We start from the raw sequence: 17,934 nt of genomic DNA, 5'->3' as shown, positions 1-17,934 counted from the left end.
TAAACCATGAAAGAACGACATGAAACCGCACTCCAATCTATCTGTTATCATTGTGGTGAGGATTTGCCTGAAGTAACTTATCAATTTGAAGATAAAGACTTTTGCTGTGCCGGATGCAAAGGCGTTTACCAGATCTTAGCAGAAAATAACCTTTGTAATTATTATGCGTATAACCAAAATCCTGGTCAGCGGTTTAAGCAGGAAGCCAGATTAGAATATCTGGATGAGCCATCCATTATTGCACAGTTAATTGATTATAAAGATAAAGATTCAAGTATTATAACTTTTTATATCCCAGCTATTCACTGCAGTTCATGTATCTGGTTACTTGAGCATTTATATAAAATTAATCCTGCAATATTCAGCTCGAGAATTGACTTCATCAGGAAGCAGGTAAGCATCACTTTTAATCATGAAGAAATCTCTTTACGACAACTGGTGGAAACATTAATACAGGTAGGTTATGAACCCTTGATTAGTCTTCAGGATGTGGTGAAAGAACACCAGAATGGATTAGATAAAACCCTGATTTTGAAAATTGCTGTTGCTGGCTTTTTAATGGGCAATGTGATGCTTTTTAGCTTTCCAGAATATTTTGGTTTGTCTGGCTTCGAAAAACAGTTTCAGAGTTTGTTTGGCTGGCTCAACCTAGCTTTCTCTATTCCGGCAGCTTTTTATTGCGGTAAAGATTATTTCCTATCCGCGATTACCAGTATCAAACATAAACACATTAACCTAGATACACCGCTGGCACTGATCATTACAGTATTGTTTTTAAGAACAGCATTTGAAGTCATTTTTAGTAGCGGGCCGGGTTTTGCTGATACACTTACAGGCTTGGTTTTCCTGCTCTTAATGGGGAAATGGCTGAAACAACGTACTTACAACCACATTTCTTTCGATCGGGATTATCGTTCATATTTTCCTATTGCGGTTACGACATTAAATGATGGAAAAGAAAAGCCAGTCTCTATTAATGATGTAAAAATTGGCGATCGGTTGTGGATCCGAAATGGCGAACTGGTTCCGGCTGATGCCATTTTAATGAAAGGTGATGCCTGGATGGATATGAGTTTTGTAACGGGCGAATCTGATCCGGTACACAAAGTTTTGGGCGAAATAATTTATGCTGGCGGTCGCCAAACGGGTGAGGCCATAGAACTGGAAGTGATCAAACCCGTTTCGCAAAGTTATTTAACCGGATTGTGGAATCACGAACATTATAAAAATGATGTTCTAAAGCAGAACTTTAACGATAGCATTGCGAAATATTTCAGTTTAGGCGTGTTCATACTTGCCTTTTCGGCTACTGCTTACTGGCTTTTTCAGCAAGACAGTCATAAGGCCTGGTCGGCCTTTACAGCAGTAATTATTGTAGCCTGCCCTTGTGTACTGGCATTGAGTACGCCTTTCACATTGTCTGCAATTTTATCCGTCTTTGATAAGAAAGGCTTTTATGTTAAAAATACAGACGCAGTGGAGCAGCTTGCGAAATGTGATACCATTGTTTTTGATAAGACTGGAACGCTGACCACCACGAAAAATGCTGCGGTTTCCTTCAATGGATCGATTAGTGATCTCGAGAAACAAATTTTGGCTTCTCTTTTTAGAAATTCCTCGCATCCATTGAGCCGGCATATCTTGAAGGAATTAAATATTAAAGAGTTTTTTTTGGTCAAAAACTATGTTGAAACTCCGGGAAAAGGCTTGTCTGGGATGATCAATGGAGCCAATGTTTATGCAGGAAGCCTGTCTTCTAATTTAAAAGCCGCCCGTCAGCAAGCTATTGGCAGTGTGCATGTAGTTATTGATGATCTTTATATCGGGAATTTTGTAATTGAACAGGAGTGGAGACCAGGATTAAATACATTGATGTATGCGTTAGGTCAGTCGTTTGATCTTCAGGTACGCTCTGGTGATACTGATAAAGATGAAAAAAAACTTGGTACAATTTTCCCTGAAAAAACCACCATTAGGTTAAGGCAAAGTCCACACCAAAAATTAGAGGCGATTTTGAATTTACAGGCCAAAGAAAAAACCGTAATGATGTTGGGTGATGGTTTGAACGACGCCGGGGCGCTGAAACAGAGTAATTTCGGAATTGCCATTACAGACGACATCAATAATTTTACGCCGGGCTGTGATGCCATTATAAAAGGCAATTCGCTCAGCTTATTGCCGAACTTTATTGGTTTAAGTAAAGATGGAATCAAGATCATCAAAGCCAGCTTCGTTATTGCCACGCTTTACAATAGCATCGGAATTTATTATGCTGTTCAGGGCACACTTTATCCTTTGGTTGCTGCGGTTTTAATGCCAATCAGTACGGTAACGATTATTTGCTTCACCACTTTCGCCACCCGGATTTTTGCCCGTAAAAACAAGTTATTTATCTGAGTTCGATAATATTTACTGCTTTTTATACCCCGGTCTGCAACCACCCTTCTGAAAGAGGGGAATTACGATCGCCTGTCTCGTCCTAAAAAAAGTGTCTCGTCCTTTAGAGTGGTGCCCAAAGGGCGGGGTGGTTAAAAACAAAAATAAACTGTTCAAACGGTATTCTAATACACATTACTAATCGAAAAGCTTTATGAATATTCTTTATTTTTTGGTAGGCTGCAGTGTTTTAATGGCACTCATCTTTCTCGGTGCTTTTATCTGGGCCGCTAAAACCGGGCAGAACGATGATGTTTACACGCCTGGTGTACGCATACTTTTTGATGATGAAGTAACAGAAGAAAAAAGTGAAGAAGATCACTTTTCCAGCTAAGCCGCATCATCCTTTACTTGCTCCGGGCAGGATACCTTTGAATTATAAATACAAACAAAACATTTCTGTTTATGCAATTAGAGCGATTTACTTACGATAACAAAATTGTCAGAAACTTCGGCATCGCCACCCTCGTTTGGGGGATTATCGGGATGACCGTAGGCTTGCTGGCCGCTATGCAGCTGTTCAAACCTGCAATGAATTTAGGCAACCAATACACCACCTTTGGGAGAATCAGACCCTTACACACCAATGCGGTAATTTTTGCCTTTGTGGGGAATGCTATTTTCATGGGCGTTTACTATTCCTTGCAACGCCTGCTAAAAGCCAGGATGTTTAGCGATATTTTAAGCAAAATTCATTTCTGGGGCTGGCAGCTAATTATAGTATCCGCAGTGATTACCCTTCCGCTTGGTTACACCACCTCACACGAATATGCCGAACTGGAATGGCCGATAGATATTGCCATTACTATAATCTGGGTTGTATTTGGTGTGAATATGTTCGGTACAATTTTTAAAAGGAGAGAACGCCATTTATACGTAGCCATCTGGTTTTACATTGCCACCTTCGTTACCATTGCGGTATTGCACATTGTAAATTCATTTGAATTGCCAATTTCTTTCCTGAAAAGCTATTATGTGTATGCAGGCGTTCAGGATGCGCTTGTACAATGGTGGTATGGACATAATGCAGTGGCCTTCTTTTTAACCACGCCTTATTTGGGCATGATGTATTACTTCCTGCCGAAAATGGCTGGAAGACCAGTGTATTCATATAAACTGAGTATTCTTCACTTCTGGTCGCTGATTTTTATTTACATCTGGGCAGGTCCACACCATTTATTGTACACCTCATTACCAGGTTGGGCGCAGTCTTTAGGCGTAGCCTTTTCCATTATGCTAATTGCGCCAAGCTGGGGCGGAATGATTAACGGTTTACTCACCCTTCGTGGTGCCTGGGACAAAGTGCGGGAAGATGTTACGCTGAAATTTATGGTAGTGGCCTTAACAGCCTACGGGATGGCAACTTTCGAAGGACCCATGCTTTCCCTGAAACAAATCAACGGTGTAGCACACTTTACCGATTGGATCGTGGCTCACGTACACGTAGGCGCATTAGGCTGGAACGGATTCTTAACTTTCGGCGTTTTGTATTGGTTAATCCCTAGAATTTACAAAACAGAGTTATATTCTAAAAAATTAGCAGGCTTTCATTTCTGGATTGGTACCCTGGGGATTCTTTTTTATGCCATCCCCATGTATTGGGCAGGTTTTACGCAGGGTTTAATGTGGAAAGAATTTACTGCAGAAGGCTTGTTAAAATATCCAAACTTCCTCGCTACCACTTTGCAAATTATCCCTATGCACATCTTACGGTCAATAGGGGGTGCCTTGTACCTGGCGGGTGTAATTGCCATGACTTATAACCTGGTGAAAACCATGAGGAGTGCAAAGCTGGTTGCTAATGAGCCAGCCGAAGCCATGCCTTTAACGAAAGAAATTGTAGATCATTCTGCTGCAGATAAAGCCTGGCACAGGGTGTTAGAGCGTAAGCCGATAAAGTTTATGGTGTTCTCATTGATCATTATCCTGATTGGCGGGATGGTGGAAATGATGCCTACATTTACCATTCAATCGAATGTGCCAACTATTGCTAGTGTAAAACCTTATTCGGCGCTAGAGCTACAGGGGAGAGATTTATACATCCGCGAAGGTTGTGTAAACTGTCATTCTCAAACCGTTCGCCCTTTCCGCTCAGAAACTGAACGGTATGGTGAATATAGCAAAGCTGGAGAATTTGTATATGATCACCCGTTTTTATGGGGCAGTAAGCGTACGGGGCCAGATTTGCACCGCATTGGAGGTAAATATTCTGATGCCTGGCATTTTAATCACCTGGTAGATCCGACATCAATGTCGCCAGGAAGTATTATGCCACCTTATCCTTGGTTAGTAGACCAGAAACTGGATATCAGCACCACTGCAAGCAAAATTAGAGCGATGCAAATGCTTGGTGTACCTTATGCAGCTGGTTATGATCAACAGGCAAATGAAGACCTTAACATTCAGGCTTTAAAGATTTCGGCCGAATTGAAGCAAAATAATATCAAGGTGAAAAGCGATCGGGAGATTGTGGCCATCATTGCTTATCTGCAACGTTTAGGTACTGATATTAAAGCAAATAAAGAGAAAATTCCAACCAATTAAATTTATGTTCAATCAAATAAAAGACCTGGCCGGAGGAGAGCTTTACCTCATCAGTTCGCTGATTATGTTTATGGTGTTTTTCATTATCGTAGGCATTTATCTTCTCAAATTAAATAAAAAACATATCGAAGTAATGAGCGAATTGCCGCTCACAGAAAATCAATCTACCGCGCATGAAGAAGATTAGCCTATTTACCTTATTATTAGTTATTCAGCTTGCTGTTTTTGCTGATGATAAGAAAACGATGGTCGAAACTGTTCAGTCCTCTGAACCCTCATTAGGATTATCGCAGACTGAAATGTTGATTGTTGTTCTGCTATTATTTCTTGTTGTTCTGGTCTTTGTATCGGTTACCTTACTCAATGCTTTCAAAGTAATGTACCAGGAACAACTCCACCCAACTCCTTATCAGGCGCCCCTTAAAGCTGAACCATTAAATTACGACGACTGGTTAAAAGGAAAGAAAAAAGGTGCCTCCATCTGGGAAAAGCTATTGAGTTTAAAACCAATGGAACAGGAGAAGGAATTGGAAATAGACCATGCTTACGATGGAATCAAGGAGCTGAATAATCCCGTTCCGGCTTGGTTTAACTACCTTTTCTTTGGAACGATGATTATCGCTTTTGCCTACCTGTTCTATTATCACATTGGTGGTTATGGCGATCTTCAGGATCAGGAATACGAAAATGAAATGGCGCAGGCAAAGATTGAAAAAGCTGCTTATCTTCAAAAGTCTGCAAATGCAATAGACGAGACAACAGTAAAAGTTGATAATACAGAGGCTGTTCTGGCGGAAGGTAAAAACATCTTCGAAGCAAACTGTAAGGTATGTCACGGCGACAAAGGCCAGGGACTTATTGGCCCGAACCTAACCGATGAATTCTGGCTTCATGGCGGTGGCATTAATAACGTGTTCAAAACCATAAAATACGGCGTGCCGGAAAAAGGAATGATTAGCTGGGAGAAAAACCTTAACCCTAAACAAATTAGCGCGGTAGCAAACTTTATTTTAACCCTGGCAGGAACAAATCCGGCAAGCGCGAAAGCAGCTCAGGGAGAAAAGTATGCAGAGAAAAATCCACAGGATAATGCCATGAAAGAACCGGCAGATAGTTTGAAAGCCAAAGATGCTACAGAAAGATAAAGACAATAGCAAGCGTTTTTTATACCCTAAAAAACCTTCAGGGAAACTGTATACTTACCGCAAGCGGGTAAGTTATGCTTTGCTATTGCTTTTATTCGCCTGTCCTTTCTTAAAAATGAATGGCGAACAGTGGGTATTGTTAAATTTTATAGCCCGTAAATTTGTATTCTTCGGACTTATTTTCACCCCACAAGATTTCTATCTCTTTGCCCTGGCGATGCTCATTTTTGTCATTTTTATTGTTTGCTTTACCGTTGTTCTGGGCAGGCTCTGGTGTGGTTGGGCCTGTCCGCAAACCATTTTTATGGAAATGGTTTTCCGGAGAATAGAATACTGGATTGAAGGTGATGCCCAGCATCAGAAAAAACTAAATGCGCAAAATTGGAATAAAGAAAAGATTTTTAAAAAGGGTGCTAAGCATTTTATTTTTCTGCTGATTTCCTTTGCCATTGCCAATACGTTCCTGGCCTACCTCATTGGTTCTGATCAACTTTTCAAAATTATTATAGAACCAGTTAATCAACATGTTTCCGGTTTCATTTCCATTTGGCTTTTTACCCTAATTTTTTACGGAGTCTTTGCTTATTTAAGGGAAGCTGTTTGTATCGTCATTTGCCCTTATGGACGGCTACAGGGCGTTTTATTGGATAATCAGAGCCTCATCGTGGCTTATGATTCTAATCGGGGAGAACCCAGGGGGAAAATCCAAAGGCATGTTGCTGCAGAAAAGAAAGGCGATTGTGTAGATTGTGGCTTGTGCGTTCAGGTCTGCCCAACGGGTATCGACATTAGAAAAGGAACGCAAATGGAATGCGTAAACTGCACTGCCTGTATTGATGCCTGTGATGAGGTAATGCTAAAAATGAATAAGCCCGAAAGGCTGATTGGATTTTATAATCAGGATTACATTAGCGCACAGAAGCCTTTTAAAATCGGGTTCAAAGCATATGGTTATGCCGCTGTACTGTTTGTGGTATTTATGGTTTTCTCTGCATTGATTTACAAACGGGAGGCGATAGAAACCACTGTTTTGAGAGCCAGTGGCACACTCTATCAAGGTAGAGGCGAGAACCAAACCAGTAATCTGTACAATGCAGAATTGATTAATAAAACCAATCAAAAAGTGCGGTTTACATTCAGGGCTAAAAATCATCAAGATAAAATTGAATTTATCCAGGCCGCCAATGTGCTTCCAAAGGATGGCTCTGCGCAGATTACTTTTTTTCTAATCAGGAATAATAAAAACATTACAGCATATAAAATGGATGCCGCCTTCGAGGTTGTGGTAGATGGGAAGGTATTAAGCATGGCCAATACGAACTTCTTCGCACAGCCAGATAATCATTAAAATAATCAACAGATGAATATGAATTGGGGAAGTAAGATTTTATTAGGAATGGGTTGTTTTATGCTGTTCATTATGGCCATGGTGGTTTATATGTTTATGAAACACGATGGTGATGCGTTGGTAGACGAAGATTATTATGAAAAGGGGATTACCTATAATTCAATTTATAACGCAGAACAAAATATGCTAAATGAAGATGCGCAACCCAAAATAGTGGTGAGCGAAGAACAATTAATCATCAGTATGAAAGATAGTGCCACTTATCATTTAGTTTTTATGCGCCCCTCAAACAAAGCAGCAGACCTGAAACTGGAAGGAAAAACCATCGGAGCGGAACATTTGATCTTGGTAGATAGGATCCATTTGCAAAAGGGGCTTTGGTTTCTCCAGATTCAGTGGCAAAGTAAAGAGAAAGATTTTTTCTATAAAACTAACCTCACGTTATAATGGATTTCCTGCCGCTTGCATTTTTAATGGGCCTGTTCGGCAGTTTGCACTGCGCTGTAATGTGCGGACCGATTATGCTAGGCATGCCTTTTCAAAAGCAAAATATTTCTGGTGCTGCCGTGCAGCTGCTTTTATATCAGTTTGGAAGAATTCTCATTTATAGTTTGCTCGGAATGTTAGTGGGAATTTTGGGAGGAACGATCACGGTATTTAGTAATCAGCAGACTTTAAGTACCATCATCGGTATTTTATTAATCACTTTCACATCGTTGCAATTTGTACCAAAATATGTAAAGCGGTTTTCTACCTTACAAAATCATTTACTACGCCCGATCAGCAAATTAATGGGTTATGTTTTTCAGTTGCCGCTCTGGGGCTTTTTCGCTGGCGCTTTAAATGGAATTATCCCTTGTGGAATGGTTTACCTGGCGCTGGCCACCGCCCTTAATACTGGAAACTTCACGGATGGCGGCATTTTTATGTTTCTATTCGGCATTGGCACCACGCCACTCTTGCTCATGGTTTCTCTGGGTGGAATTTTCATCAAAAGATATATTGCCTTTAATACCCAAAAACTTATACCCTGGTTCATGTTAGCCATGGGATTATTGCTTATTATCAGGTCTGCAAATCTTGGTATTCCATATATTTCTCCTGCGCCAACAGGCTTTTATGGAAAGGCAATAGATTGTAAGTGAGCTGCCGTTTTTGATTCCTTATTTTCTTTTACAAAAAAGTTTTGAAGAGCAGAAATGCATTTTAACTTTTTGCTTCAACTTGCCTGACCAACAGCTTGTTAATTTGGCAAGATCATATGCATCGACTTTGTTGCAGTACTAAAAGGATAAAGTACCCAAATTAATCAAATCTTATTTGGACTTGATCTAAATAGGGCTTATATTTGCGGGATCAAAAAAATGCCACACGGTTCAGACCCGTGTGGCTACCGGAAAACCGGGTAACCTTTAATCTCCATTAAAAGTCATGCAAATTAAGAAAATTTTGCTATTGGGCATACTATGTGCCTGTGTAATTTTTACCTTCGCTCAAAACCGGGTTTCCGGTATCTCAGGGCAAATCAAAAGTGCTTCTGGCGGGCCTGTTCCGGGCGCCACTATTAAAATCCAAAAAACTACTTACGGCACCGTAACGGACGAGAATGGAAGTTTTAGCATCGCTAACGTTAAAGCTGGAAATTATCAAATCCAGATATCTGCCGTTGGTTTCAAAACGATCAAAAAAGAAATAAATGTCGCTGAAAATCAAGACAACAAATTAAGCTTCAGTCTTGCCGAATCTTCAGAAGATATGGAAACGGTAAACGTGATTGGCAGAACAGCGAATCAGCAGGTAAACCGACAGGCTTTTAATGTGACCTCTATTGATGCCAAAAAGCTACATAACAGTACTTTAGATATCTCTCATGCACTGGATCGAGTATCTGGTGTTCGCGTGAGAGAGGCTGGGGGACTAGGTTCTAGAATGGATTTTTCTTTGAACGGGTTTACAGGACGGCAGGTAAAGTTTTTTATTGATGGTGTACCCATGGATAATTTTGGGTCATCGTTCCAGATCAACAATATTCCAATTAACCTGGCACAACGTGTAGAGGTATATAAAGGAGTGGTTCCGGTTTGGTTGGGCTCAGATGCATTGGGAGGAGCTATTAATATCGTAACCGATAATAGCACAGGTAGTTATGTAGATGCCTCTTATTCTTATGGTTCTTTTAATACGCATAAATCAGCCGTTAACGCGGGTTATACTTCAAAATCAGGTTTCAAAGTACAGTTAAATGCTTTTCAGAACTATTCCGATAACGATTATAAAGTGACTACAGATGTGGCTTCTTTTGATGGTAGATACTTTAGAAACCAGGTGGTTAAAAGGTTCAATGATACCTATCACAACGAAACCTTAATTGCAAGTGCCGGGGTGGTAAACAAATCATTCGCAGATCAGTTAATGTTTGGCTTAACGGTTGGAAAAAACTACTCGGAGGTGCAAACAGGCGCCAGGATGGTGAGCGTTTTCGGCGACTGGCATAGGAGGGGAAGCATTTTAATGCCAACTGTAAAATACCAAAAGAAAGATTTGTTTGTAAAAGGGCTTGATCTTCGCGTTAATGGTAACTTCAACTTTGGTACCGAACAAAATATTGATACAGTATATCGCCGTTACAACTGGTTCCAGGAATATAAAGAATATCCCGGAGCAGGAAGTGAGCGTGAGCGTTCGATGTATAAATTCCGTAACAACAATGGTCTGGCCACGGCAAACCTAACTTATACCATTAATGAGCAACATTCCTTCTCTTTAAATAATGTTTACAATTCATTTAACAGAAAAGGATCTGACGAGCTTTTTCCACAGAGCCAGAGTTATGAGCAGCCACGTAAAAACAATAAGAACGTTTTAGGTTTGGGTTACAAATTCAGTCCTTCAGAGAAATGGAATACCTCTGTTTTCGCCAAGCAATTTTATCAATCTAATAAATATGCACAAAGTTATAATCCAAGCGGCAACTGGGGCGATGTAGCGTATCTTCAGCAGGAAAACAGTTATAGCAAAACGGGTTACGGCATTGCATCAACTTATTTTATCGTACCTAACTTCCAGTTGAAGGCCTCTTTTGAGAAGAGTTACAGACTACCGGAAACTGACGAACTTTTTGGCGATTTATTAAACCTTGAAGGGAATATTAACCTGAAACCTGAGCAAAGTAACAACTATAACCTGGGTTTCAGCTATCAGGCGCAGCTAAATCAAATTCATCGTTTTAGCTTTGATGGTAACGTGATGTATCGCGATGCGAAAGACTTTATCAGGCCGCAATTAAATAATAATCAAACCAAGCAGGTAAATGGTAACCTGGCTGATGTAACCAATTTGGGTTTTGAATCTGAAGTGCGTTATTCTTACAAGCAGTTATTTACTGCAGGGGTGAATCTAACTTACCAGAACTTAAGAAACAATACCCGTTTTGAGCAGGGGCAAACCATGGAAAGTCCTTTGTACAAGGATCGCATTCCAAACATGCCTTATCTTTTTGGTAATGCAGATGCCTCACTTTTCTTTAATAACGTTGGCAAAAAAGGCAATACTTTAACCCTTGGCTATAATGTATTGTACGTTCATGCTTATTACCTTTCATGGCCAAGTCAGGGTACTGCCGATACGAAATATGATATTCCGAGACAATGGATGCAGGATGTTAATGCAGTTTATACATTAGGCGGTGGCAAATTCAACATTGGTTTGGAGTGCAAAAACCTCGTGAACAACCGCATCTATGATAACTTTTCTTTACAAAAACCAGGAAGGGCGTTTTATGCTAAAGTGAGGTATTTTTTCAGTAGCAACAAATCATAAATTTTAAGAAATACGAATATGAAAACTAAATATTTACTTCCATTTTTAGGTTTATCCTTCGTCGCTTTGTTTGCGGCTTGCGATAAAGAACTGGACTCTTCAGAAGTTGTAGACGTGGATAACGAGCTTACCGGAGCAACGAAATTTATCATCTCCGCAACACCAATTGGTACATCGGGCATTGCTGATTATCTTTTAACTGCAAATAGTTTAGATGAGGGTACGGTGACTACACAAGGAAATGGTATTGAGCAAGATGGTTCTTATCGTTACTATTTAACCCATAGAAACCGATTTTTCAGTTTGTTATACGGACAAGGAAATCCAGGAGCGGTAACCACATACCGACTGGATGCAACCGGAAAGCTAAATAAGCTAACCAATTTTCAAACGGAAACTGTTCAACTTTTCGCACCAGTTAAGGATGATATTTTCCTGGCTAAAATTCCGAGATCTGGAAATGAATTTTCTAGTTTTTTTAAAATTGATGCCCGGAAATACCAGATTGTAGGCGAGCAGCAAGTCAACATTGTAAAACTTGCCGGAAATGGTGAGCGCGCACATTTTACCTGGGCAACGCAGGTTGGCGAGAAGCTTTTTATGCCCTATATGAGCATTAAAGGTGCTGCACCTGATGCTTTTGGTACTGCCTATCCTGATAGTTCGTGGGTAGCGGTTTACAGCTATCCGGAATTAAAACTGGAAAAGGTAATTAAGGATAATCGTACCAGTTTTATTGGTGCGTATTTTACGAATGGCTTAGTCGAGATAGAAAATGGCGATGCATATGCCTTTTCTTATGCTTCTGCCACCAACTCCAGCAAGCCTACTTCCAAAAATCCATCTGCGGTGATTCGAATTAATAAAGGCACAACAGAATTTGATAAAAGCTATTTCTTTAATGTAGAAGAACTTTCTGGCGGACATCATATGGCCGGACAAAGCTATGTAGGCATGGGCAAGTTTGTGGTGCAAATGTATCCTCAGCCAAATTCATTAGAGGGCTTAGCTAGAAAATTTGCCATTGTAGATGTAATTAATAAAACATTTAAATGGGTAACAGGCGTGCCTAATGATATAACCAAAACAACCACGATAAATAATTATGCCCCAAGAGATGGTAGAACGGGTTATATCGGGATCACTACAGCGAGCGAAGGAAGTTATGTTTATGTTTTCGACGCAGATATTGCAGTGGCAAAAAAAGGCTTAAAGGTTGAGGGTGGTACAATCACTGCAATTAACGCACTTCAATATTAATTAAAGATTCTTATTTCGATCAACAAGACAATGGCAACAGTAAATAACACCAACCCGGCGAAGAAAAAAGGGAAAGATTCGCAATTTACCAGAATTAACAAATGGCTACACCTTTGGCTGGGACTGGCATCTGGTGTTATTGTTTTAATTGTTTGCTTAACCGGTTGCATTTGGGTTTTTAATGAAGAGATTACCGGGTTACTGGAACCTGAAACCAAAATTGAAAAACAAAATAAACCAGTAATTACACCTGGTCAGCTCACCGCTATTGCAGCCAGTGTGTTCCCCGATAAAATGCCAGTCTACGCCAACTATCAACAGGGAAGGGCCATTAACTTAAATTTGAAAGGTGCAAAGGAAGAAGGCCGCCGGGGGGGAGGAACAACGTTAACCATTAACCCTTACACGGGCGAAGTGATTAGTAAAGTGGTGCACAAGAAAGGCCAGGTAGATTTCTTTCGCTTTATCCTTAACGGTCACCGTTTTCTTTGGTTGCCTTTTGCCATTGGCCGACCAATTGTGAATTATGGCACGCTGATCTTTGTGGTTTTACTGATTACGGGTTTAATCTGGTGGTACCCTAAAAAATGGAACAAATCTACCCGCGATAAAAGTTTTAAAATTAAATGGGGTGCATCATTTAAACGTGTGAATTTGGATTTGCACAATGTACTTGGTTTTTATTCGCTTATATTCTTATTATTTATTGCCTTAACCGGAATGGTATATGGCATCAGGTGGTATAGTGAAGGTTTATATTGGGTAACCAGCGGTGGAGAAAAGTTAGGGGAGTTTGATCGCTTAGCATCTGATTCTTTACAAGTTGGGAAATTCTATACGCCAGCGAAAGCGATGGATTTAGCCTGGAACACTGTCATTAAAAAACATCCTAAATCGGAAGGTTTTTATTATACTTTTCCTGACACCTCTAAAGCAAAAGCTGTAATTAATGTAACCGTTTATCCTACTAAAGGTCAGTTCTATAACAATCAAAGTTATGCCTTTGATCAACATACGCTTCAGGAATTGAAAGGTAAAGGTGTGTATTCAGTGCCTTACGAGGATTCAGGTTTTGGCGGCAAGCTGAGAAAGATGAATTATGATATTCATGTAGGCAGTATCTTGGGTTTCCCGGGGAAAGTGCTCGCATTCCTGGCTTCCCTAATTGGAGCAAGTTTACCAATCACGGGTTTTCTAATCTGGTATGGCCGCAAGTTTAAGAAAAAAGGGAAGGCTAAGGAACCTTTAAAAACGGAAGGATCAAATCCTCCACAGAATGGTAAGCCAAGGGCTAAAATACCTGTAAGGAAAATGGAGAATGTAGTAAGTTAGGTATCCTGGATGGTCATCCTCAACTTGATTCAGAATCATTTCATTTTACAAAAAGAACATTATAAAGAAGGCTGCAAGATCGATCTAAATTGATCTTGCAGCCTTCTTTATTCTGTTACACTTGCTTTGCTTTCTTTGCCCGTCCACCTTCGGCTTTTTCTGGTTGTTGTATAGATAAGATCAAATCTATGCTTTCAGAATTAACTTCATATTCAGCTGCAATTTTTTCCCATTTTACTAATTCTGACTGCAGATTTTCAATCTCTTTACTTAAAGATTCTATCTTGGTTTGTATTGATTTTCTCACGTTTAAATTTGCCATAACACAAAATTATCATTTGAATATTAAATGAATAATGCTTTTATCAACAGCTTTTTACTAAATAGGTTTATTTGTTGATTTACAGCTGATTAGAATTTAAAAGAATTTTCAACATTTTTAAGATAATGAAGGTGGGTTATTTTTATCAGCTGTTATACAGTAGATAAGCACTTCGACTGAACAAAATCTACTTTTAAATGTCCTGTGCATTGCGGTAAAATGTTAAATTTGAGCTTTGCTTTGGTATTCAAAATATCCTGGCATAAACGAAACCGAACAACTATACTTTTGCAACTTTCTATATTATCTTTTCAGCAAGTGGAACATACGCCTATGCTCGATCTCCGGTATTTTGTTACTGAGGCGGCACATTATGTTATGGCGTTAAATTTTCAGCAGGAATTTGAACTTTTACATATAGATCTTCATCCAAAATCGGATGGTAAAAATGGTATCACCGGATTAAAATTTATTAGAGATGCTAAAAAAACCATGCATCCAAAGATCTATGATCACTTAGCCTTAATTGATATTTCTTCCGTTTGTGCAGCCAGTATTTATAAACATGGAAAGGAAATTATCGGCATAGAGAAGATTAATTTTCCTGCAGATGCGGCCATGATGGTTACCGAGGGTTGTGGCGAAGATTATGAACGTTTTAGCAAACACTTGCTTCCGGTTTCCAGGCACTTTTTACTTCGCCCGCTTCATACCCAATGGAACACCATTTTAAAAGCATTCGATTTTTTCCTGATGGATGGCGTTTGGGATACCGTAATTTTTATTGCAGAATTAATAGCCGAAAATAAAGGGTCCGGCGTTATTAGTCATGCTCAAATGGTAGAAAATCTAAGTAAAAATGCATGCTATCCAACATTTTGTGCTGCTATGGAAAGTTTCTTGTCAACACGATATCCCCTTACAAAGAAAAACCTCCAATTAGATAGCTAATTCATTAAAAATACTTGTCAATACTTAATCCATAAGTGAGGTTAAGATTCTCCCGATCGGTAATATTTAACCTGTTATAGTTTAGTGCAGTTGTCAGGCTAATCCATTTTCTTAACTTTAAACCTACGGAAGTTGCTGATCTGATAATATGATCACCTTTCCTGTCAAATGAGTTCTGCAAAAAGTGACTGCCGTCTATCACAATAATTTCTTTGATTTGAAAATGATATTGAAGCCTTAAGGAATTCCGGTAGGTATTGTAACTTTCGCCAACAATCAGGCTACTTTGATCAAACAAAATTCCATCACTCAGGTTTACGTACGCATTTGGACGATCCAGTATACTATAGGCAATTCCGCCGCCGGCAAGCAATTGGTTTTTTAGTTTTAAAGAATAACTTGTGTTGTAGTTTACTAATCCCCAGTAGTAAAAGTGGGGAAACGTTTTATAAAGATTGAAGTTTAGCGTACTGGAAAAATCATTGTTGCTCAGGCTGTTATTTTGTTTTCCATAAAGCCAGCTGGAAGATGAATTTAAAACGAATGCCTTCTTTTTCATTCCCAAATTCAGTGAATTGTTTAGCAGATAAGCTTTGTCTTCGTTGGTTCGGTTGATAGAGCCGGTAGAGGAAAGTAGGATATGATACTGTGTAGAATCGCTGTATTGTGCTTTCAGTTCGATGTGGAAAAGCATGCCTAAGATCAAAAGTAAAGTTAGCCGCATCTCATTCTAACAGCATTATGCATTCGATGTTTGAGATTTTTTTAAATGATTAATATTCGACACAACCACCAAACAAATTATAACCAAAACCATGTTTTCAATTTTCATGTTATTTTATTATCAAGATTAATTTAAAATCCGACATACATGAAAAAGCAAAAGACACCAGCAAAACAAGATAAGCAACCAGGAATCGAAGCGGAGATGAACCCGGCTCCGGAAGTAATCAGAGATAACTACAAAGGTTCAGGAAAACTGCAGGAAAAGGTAGCGCTCGTAACTGGCGGTGATAGTGGAATCGGCCGATCGGTTGCGGTACATTATGCCCGTGAAGGTGCAGATGTTGCCATTGTCTATCTAGATGAAGACATAGATGCCGAAAAAGCAAAAGAATTAATTGAACAGGAAGGCCGTAAATGCTTATTAATTAAAGGTGATGTAAAGAAACCTGAATTCTGCAATGAAGCGGTAGAGAAAACAGTTAAGGAATTTGGTAAGATCAATGTTCTGGTTAACAATGCGGGGATGCAGGTTCCTCAAAAAGATCCTGAAAAAATTGATGAGCAACAGCTCGAAGATACTTTTAGAACGAATATATTTGGCTATTTCTACTTTGCAAATGCAGCATTGAAATATCTTAAGGCAGGAGATTGTATCGTCAATACCACCTCTGTAACGGCATACCGATCCTCACCTAACTTAATTGATTATTCTTCAACAAAAGGGGCTATCACATCATTCACCCGGTCACTGGCTACCAACCTGGCGAAATCCGGAATCCGTGTAAACGCTGTTGCACCAGGTCCGGTTTGGACACCTTTAATCGTATCTACGTTTGATGAGGAAAAAATTAAATCTTTCGGCGCTGAAACAGCCATGGAAAGGGCGGGGCAGCCATCCGAACTCGGACCTGCCTACGTTTTCCTGGCCTGTCAAGATGCATCGTTTATTACCGGCCAGGTTATTCATGTAAATGGTGGAGAAGTGGTAAATGGCTAGGTTTATCCACAAAAAATAGGTATTATTATATCTGGGGGAACTTCCTGAAGGTTATTCCCCTTCTTTAAAACCTATTAAAAACCAAATTTCTATAATTAAGTGAGCGAGAAAAATAGTAATCCAGATCCGAACACCGATTGGCGTTTTAAACTTCATGAGATCATTTACGAATCAAACACACCTGCCGGAAAAGCTTTCGATGTCGGTTTGCTCATCGCTATCTTCACTAGCATCATTATTATTATGATGGATAGTGTGGCAGGCATCCATTTAAAATATGGACGATTGTTTAATACACTGGAGTGGATTTTTACCGCCTTATTTACCGTTGAATATATGCTTAGACTGGTAAGCATCAGAAAACCATTTCGGTTTGTATGGAGTCCGCTAGGCATAATTGATTTGATTTCGCTGCTCCCGTCATATCTCAGTATCTTTTTTGTTGGTGCTCAATCACTACTGGTGTTCAGGGCGCTGCGGTTGCTGCGGGTATTTAGAATTTTTAAACTTGGCCAATTCCTAACCGAGATTAATTTCTTAACTCATGCACTAAAAAATAGCTTAAGGAAAATAAGCATTTTTTTGCTCACCGTACTTACGATAACGGTAATTCTCGGTTCGATTATGTACCTGGTAGAAAAGAAGGAAAATGGCTTTTCCAACATTCCAGAAAGTATTTATTGGGCCATTGTAACCATTACTACTGTTGGTTATGGCGATATCTCTCCAATTACGCCTATGGGGAAATTTGTTGCATCTGTGGTGATGCTAATTGGCTATGCCATTATCGCTGTACCTACCGGAATTATTACACATGATATTGCGCTTGCAGCAAAACAAAAAAAGGAAATGCCAGAATCTTGTCCGAGTTGCAGCAGGGAAGGGCATGATAGTGACGCATTATTCTGCAAATTTTGCGGTTCCTCATTGTATCGGTAATTTAGGATTCGGTGTTACTGTTCGGCCTTTTTTATCGAATGGGAGCTATAATCTGGTTTACAATTGCTGAAACTTTTCTTAGCCGAATGTGGTTGTATCTTAAGATTAAAGAAAG

General features: G+C 39.6%; 16 protein-coding genes. 14 read left to right on the top strand and 2 right to left on the bottom strand.

The window, feature by feature from the left end; translation table 11 throughout:
* Positions 1-6: 6 nt before the first annotated feature.
* The 11 genes from SOM16_RS21975 (at position 7) to SOM16_RS21925 (ending at position 13,884) form a co-directional block, all read left to right on the top strand.
* Complete coding sequence (locus SOM16_RS21975) at positions 7-2,397, top strand: heavy metal translocating P-type ATPase (RefSeq protein ID WP_320466146.1); 2,391 nt, start codon at positions 7-9, stop codon at positions 2,395-2,397.
* Positions 2,398-2,590: 193 nt separating this feature from the next.
* Complete coding sequence (ccoS, locus tag SOM16_RS21970) at positions 2,591-2,770, top strand: cbb3-type cytochrome oxidase assembly protein CcoS (RefSeq protein WP_154283014.1); 180 nt, start codon at positions 2,591-2,593, stop codon at positions 2,768-2,770.
* Positions 2,771-2,841: 71 nt separating this feature from the next.
* Positions 2,842-4,980, top strand: a complete 2,139-nt coding sequence (gene ccoN, locus SOM16_RS21965) for a cytochrome-c oxidase, cbb3-type subunit I (RefSeq protein ID WP_320466145.1) — start codon at positions 2,842-2,844, stop codon at positions 4,978-4,980.
* A 4-nt stretch (positions 4,981-4,984) separates the two neighbouring features.
* On the top strand, positions 4,985-5,167 hold the full coding sequence (locus SOM16_RS21960; protein ID WP_320466144.1) for a hypothetical protein: 183 nt from the start codon (positions 4,985-4,987) through the stop codon (positions 5,165-5,167).
* On the top strand, positions 5,154-6,125 hold the full coding sequence (locus tag SOM16_RS21955; protein WP_320466143.1) for a cbb3-type cytochrome c oxidase N-terminal domain-containing protein: 972 nt from the start codon (positions 5,154-5,156) through the stop codon (positions 6,123-6,125). Before SOM16_RS21960 ends, SOM16_RS21955 begins: the two co-directional genes overlap by 14 nt.
* Entirely contained in the window at positions 6,109-7,473 is a 1,365-nt protein-coding gene (gene ccoG / locus SOM16_RS21950; RefSeq protein WP_320466142.1) for a cytochrome c oxidase accessory protein CcoG, read from the top strand. Before SOM16_RS21955 ends, ccoG begins: the two co-directional genes overlap by 17 nt.
* Positions 7,474-7,485: 12 nt before the next feature.
* Complete coding sequence (locus SOM16_RS21945) at positions 7,486-7,920, top strand: FixH family protein (RefSeq protein ID WP_320466141.1); 435 nt, start codon at positions 7,486-7,488, stop codon at positions 7,918-7,920.
* Positions 7,920-8,618 carry a sulfite exporter TauE/SafE family protein gene (locus SOM16_RS21940; protein WP_320466140.1) on the top strand — a complete coding sequence of 233 codons (699 nt, stop codon included), beginning with the start codon at positions 7,920-7,922 and terminating at the stop codon, positions 8,616-8,618. The genes SOM16_RS21945 and SOM16_RS21940 overlap by 1 nt, the downstream gene beginning before the upstream one ends.
* 286 nt (positions 8,619-8,904) lie before the next feature.
* Positions 8,905-11,292 (top strand): TonB-dependent receptor, encoded by a 2,388-nt coding sequence (locus SOM16_RS21935; RefSeq protein WP_320466139.1) that lies wholly within the window; start codon positions 8,905-8,907, stop codon positions 11,290-11,292.
* Positions 11,293-11,310: 18 nt separating this feature from the next.
* Positions 11,311-12,552, top strand: a complete 1,242-nt coding sequence (locus SOM16_RS21930; protein WP_320466138.1) for a DUF4374 domain-containing protein — start codon at positions 11,311-11,313, stop codon at positions 12,550-12,552.
* A 30-nt stretch (positions 12,553-12,582) separates the two neighbouring features.
* Positions 12,583-13,884: a PepSY-associated TM helix domain-containing protein gene (locus SOM16_RS21925; RefSeq protein WP_320466137.1), complete on the top strand. Its 1,302-nt coding sequence runs from the start codon at positions 12,583-12,585 to the stop codon at positions 13,882-13,884.
* A gap of 115 nt (positions 13,885-13,999) precedes the next feature.
* On the opposite strand, the gene SOM16_RS21920 is transcribed toward SOM16_RS21925, so the two are convergent.
* A complete protein-coding gene (locus SOM16_RS21920; RefSeq protein ID WP_320466136.1) occupies positions 14,000-14,206 on the bottom strand; it encodes a hypothetical protein in 207 nt (68 codons plus the stop codon).
* 318 nt (positions 14,207-14,524) lie between these two features.
* Here SOM16_RS21920 and SOM16_RS21915 point away from each other — a divergent pair, with 318 nt between their 5' ends.
* The gene (locus tag SOM16_RS21915) at positions 14,525-15,157 is read left to right on the top strand and encodes a hypothetical protein (RefSeq protein ID WP_320466135.1); all 633 of its coding nucleotides are present in this window, start codon (positions 14,525-14,527) and stop codon (positions 15,155-15,157) included.
* Between the two features lie 4 nt (positions 15,158-15,161).
* Here the strand turns inward: SOM16_RS21915 and SOM16_RS21910 are convergent, their stop codons facing one another.
* Complete coding sequence (locus SOM16_RS21910) at positions 15,162-15,851, bottom strand: DUF481 domain-containing protein (protein WP_320466134.1); 690 nt, start codon at positions 15,849-15,851, stop codon at positions 15,162-15,164.
* Between the two features lie 177 nt (positions 15,852-16,028).
* On the opposite strand from SOM16_RS21910, the gene SOM16_RS21905 reads away from it, so the two are divergent.
* Positions 16,029-16,880, top strand: a complete 852-nt coding sequence (locus SOM16_RS21905; protein WP_320466133.1) for an SDR family oxidoreductase — start codon at positions 16,029-16,031, stop codon at positions 16,878-16,880.
* A 99-nt stretch (positions 16,881-16,979) separates the two neighbouring features.
* The gene (locus tag SOM16_RS21900) at positions 16,980-17,819 is read left to right on the top strand and encodes an ion transporter (RefSeq protein WP_320466132.1); all 840 of its coding nucleotides are present in this window, start codon (positions 16,980-16,982) and stop codon (positions 17,817-17,819) included.
* The last annotated feature ends 115 nt before the right edge of the window (positions 17,820-17,934 follow it).

It is taken from the genome of Pedobacter sp. CFBP9032, assembly GCF_034045265.1.
In the GTDB taxonomy this organism is placed as follows: domain Bacteria; phylum Bacteroidota; class Bacteroidia; order Sphingobacteriales; family Sphingobacteriaceae; genus Pedobacter.
Note: the sequence above shows the minus strand (reverse complement) of the source record. Positions and strands in the feature narration are given on the sequence as shown.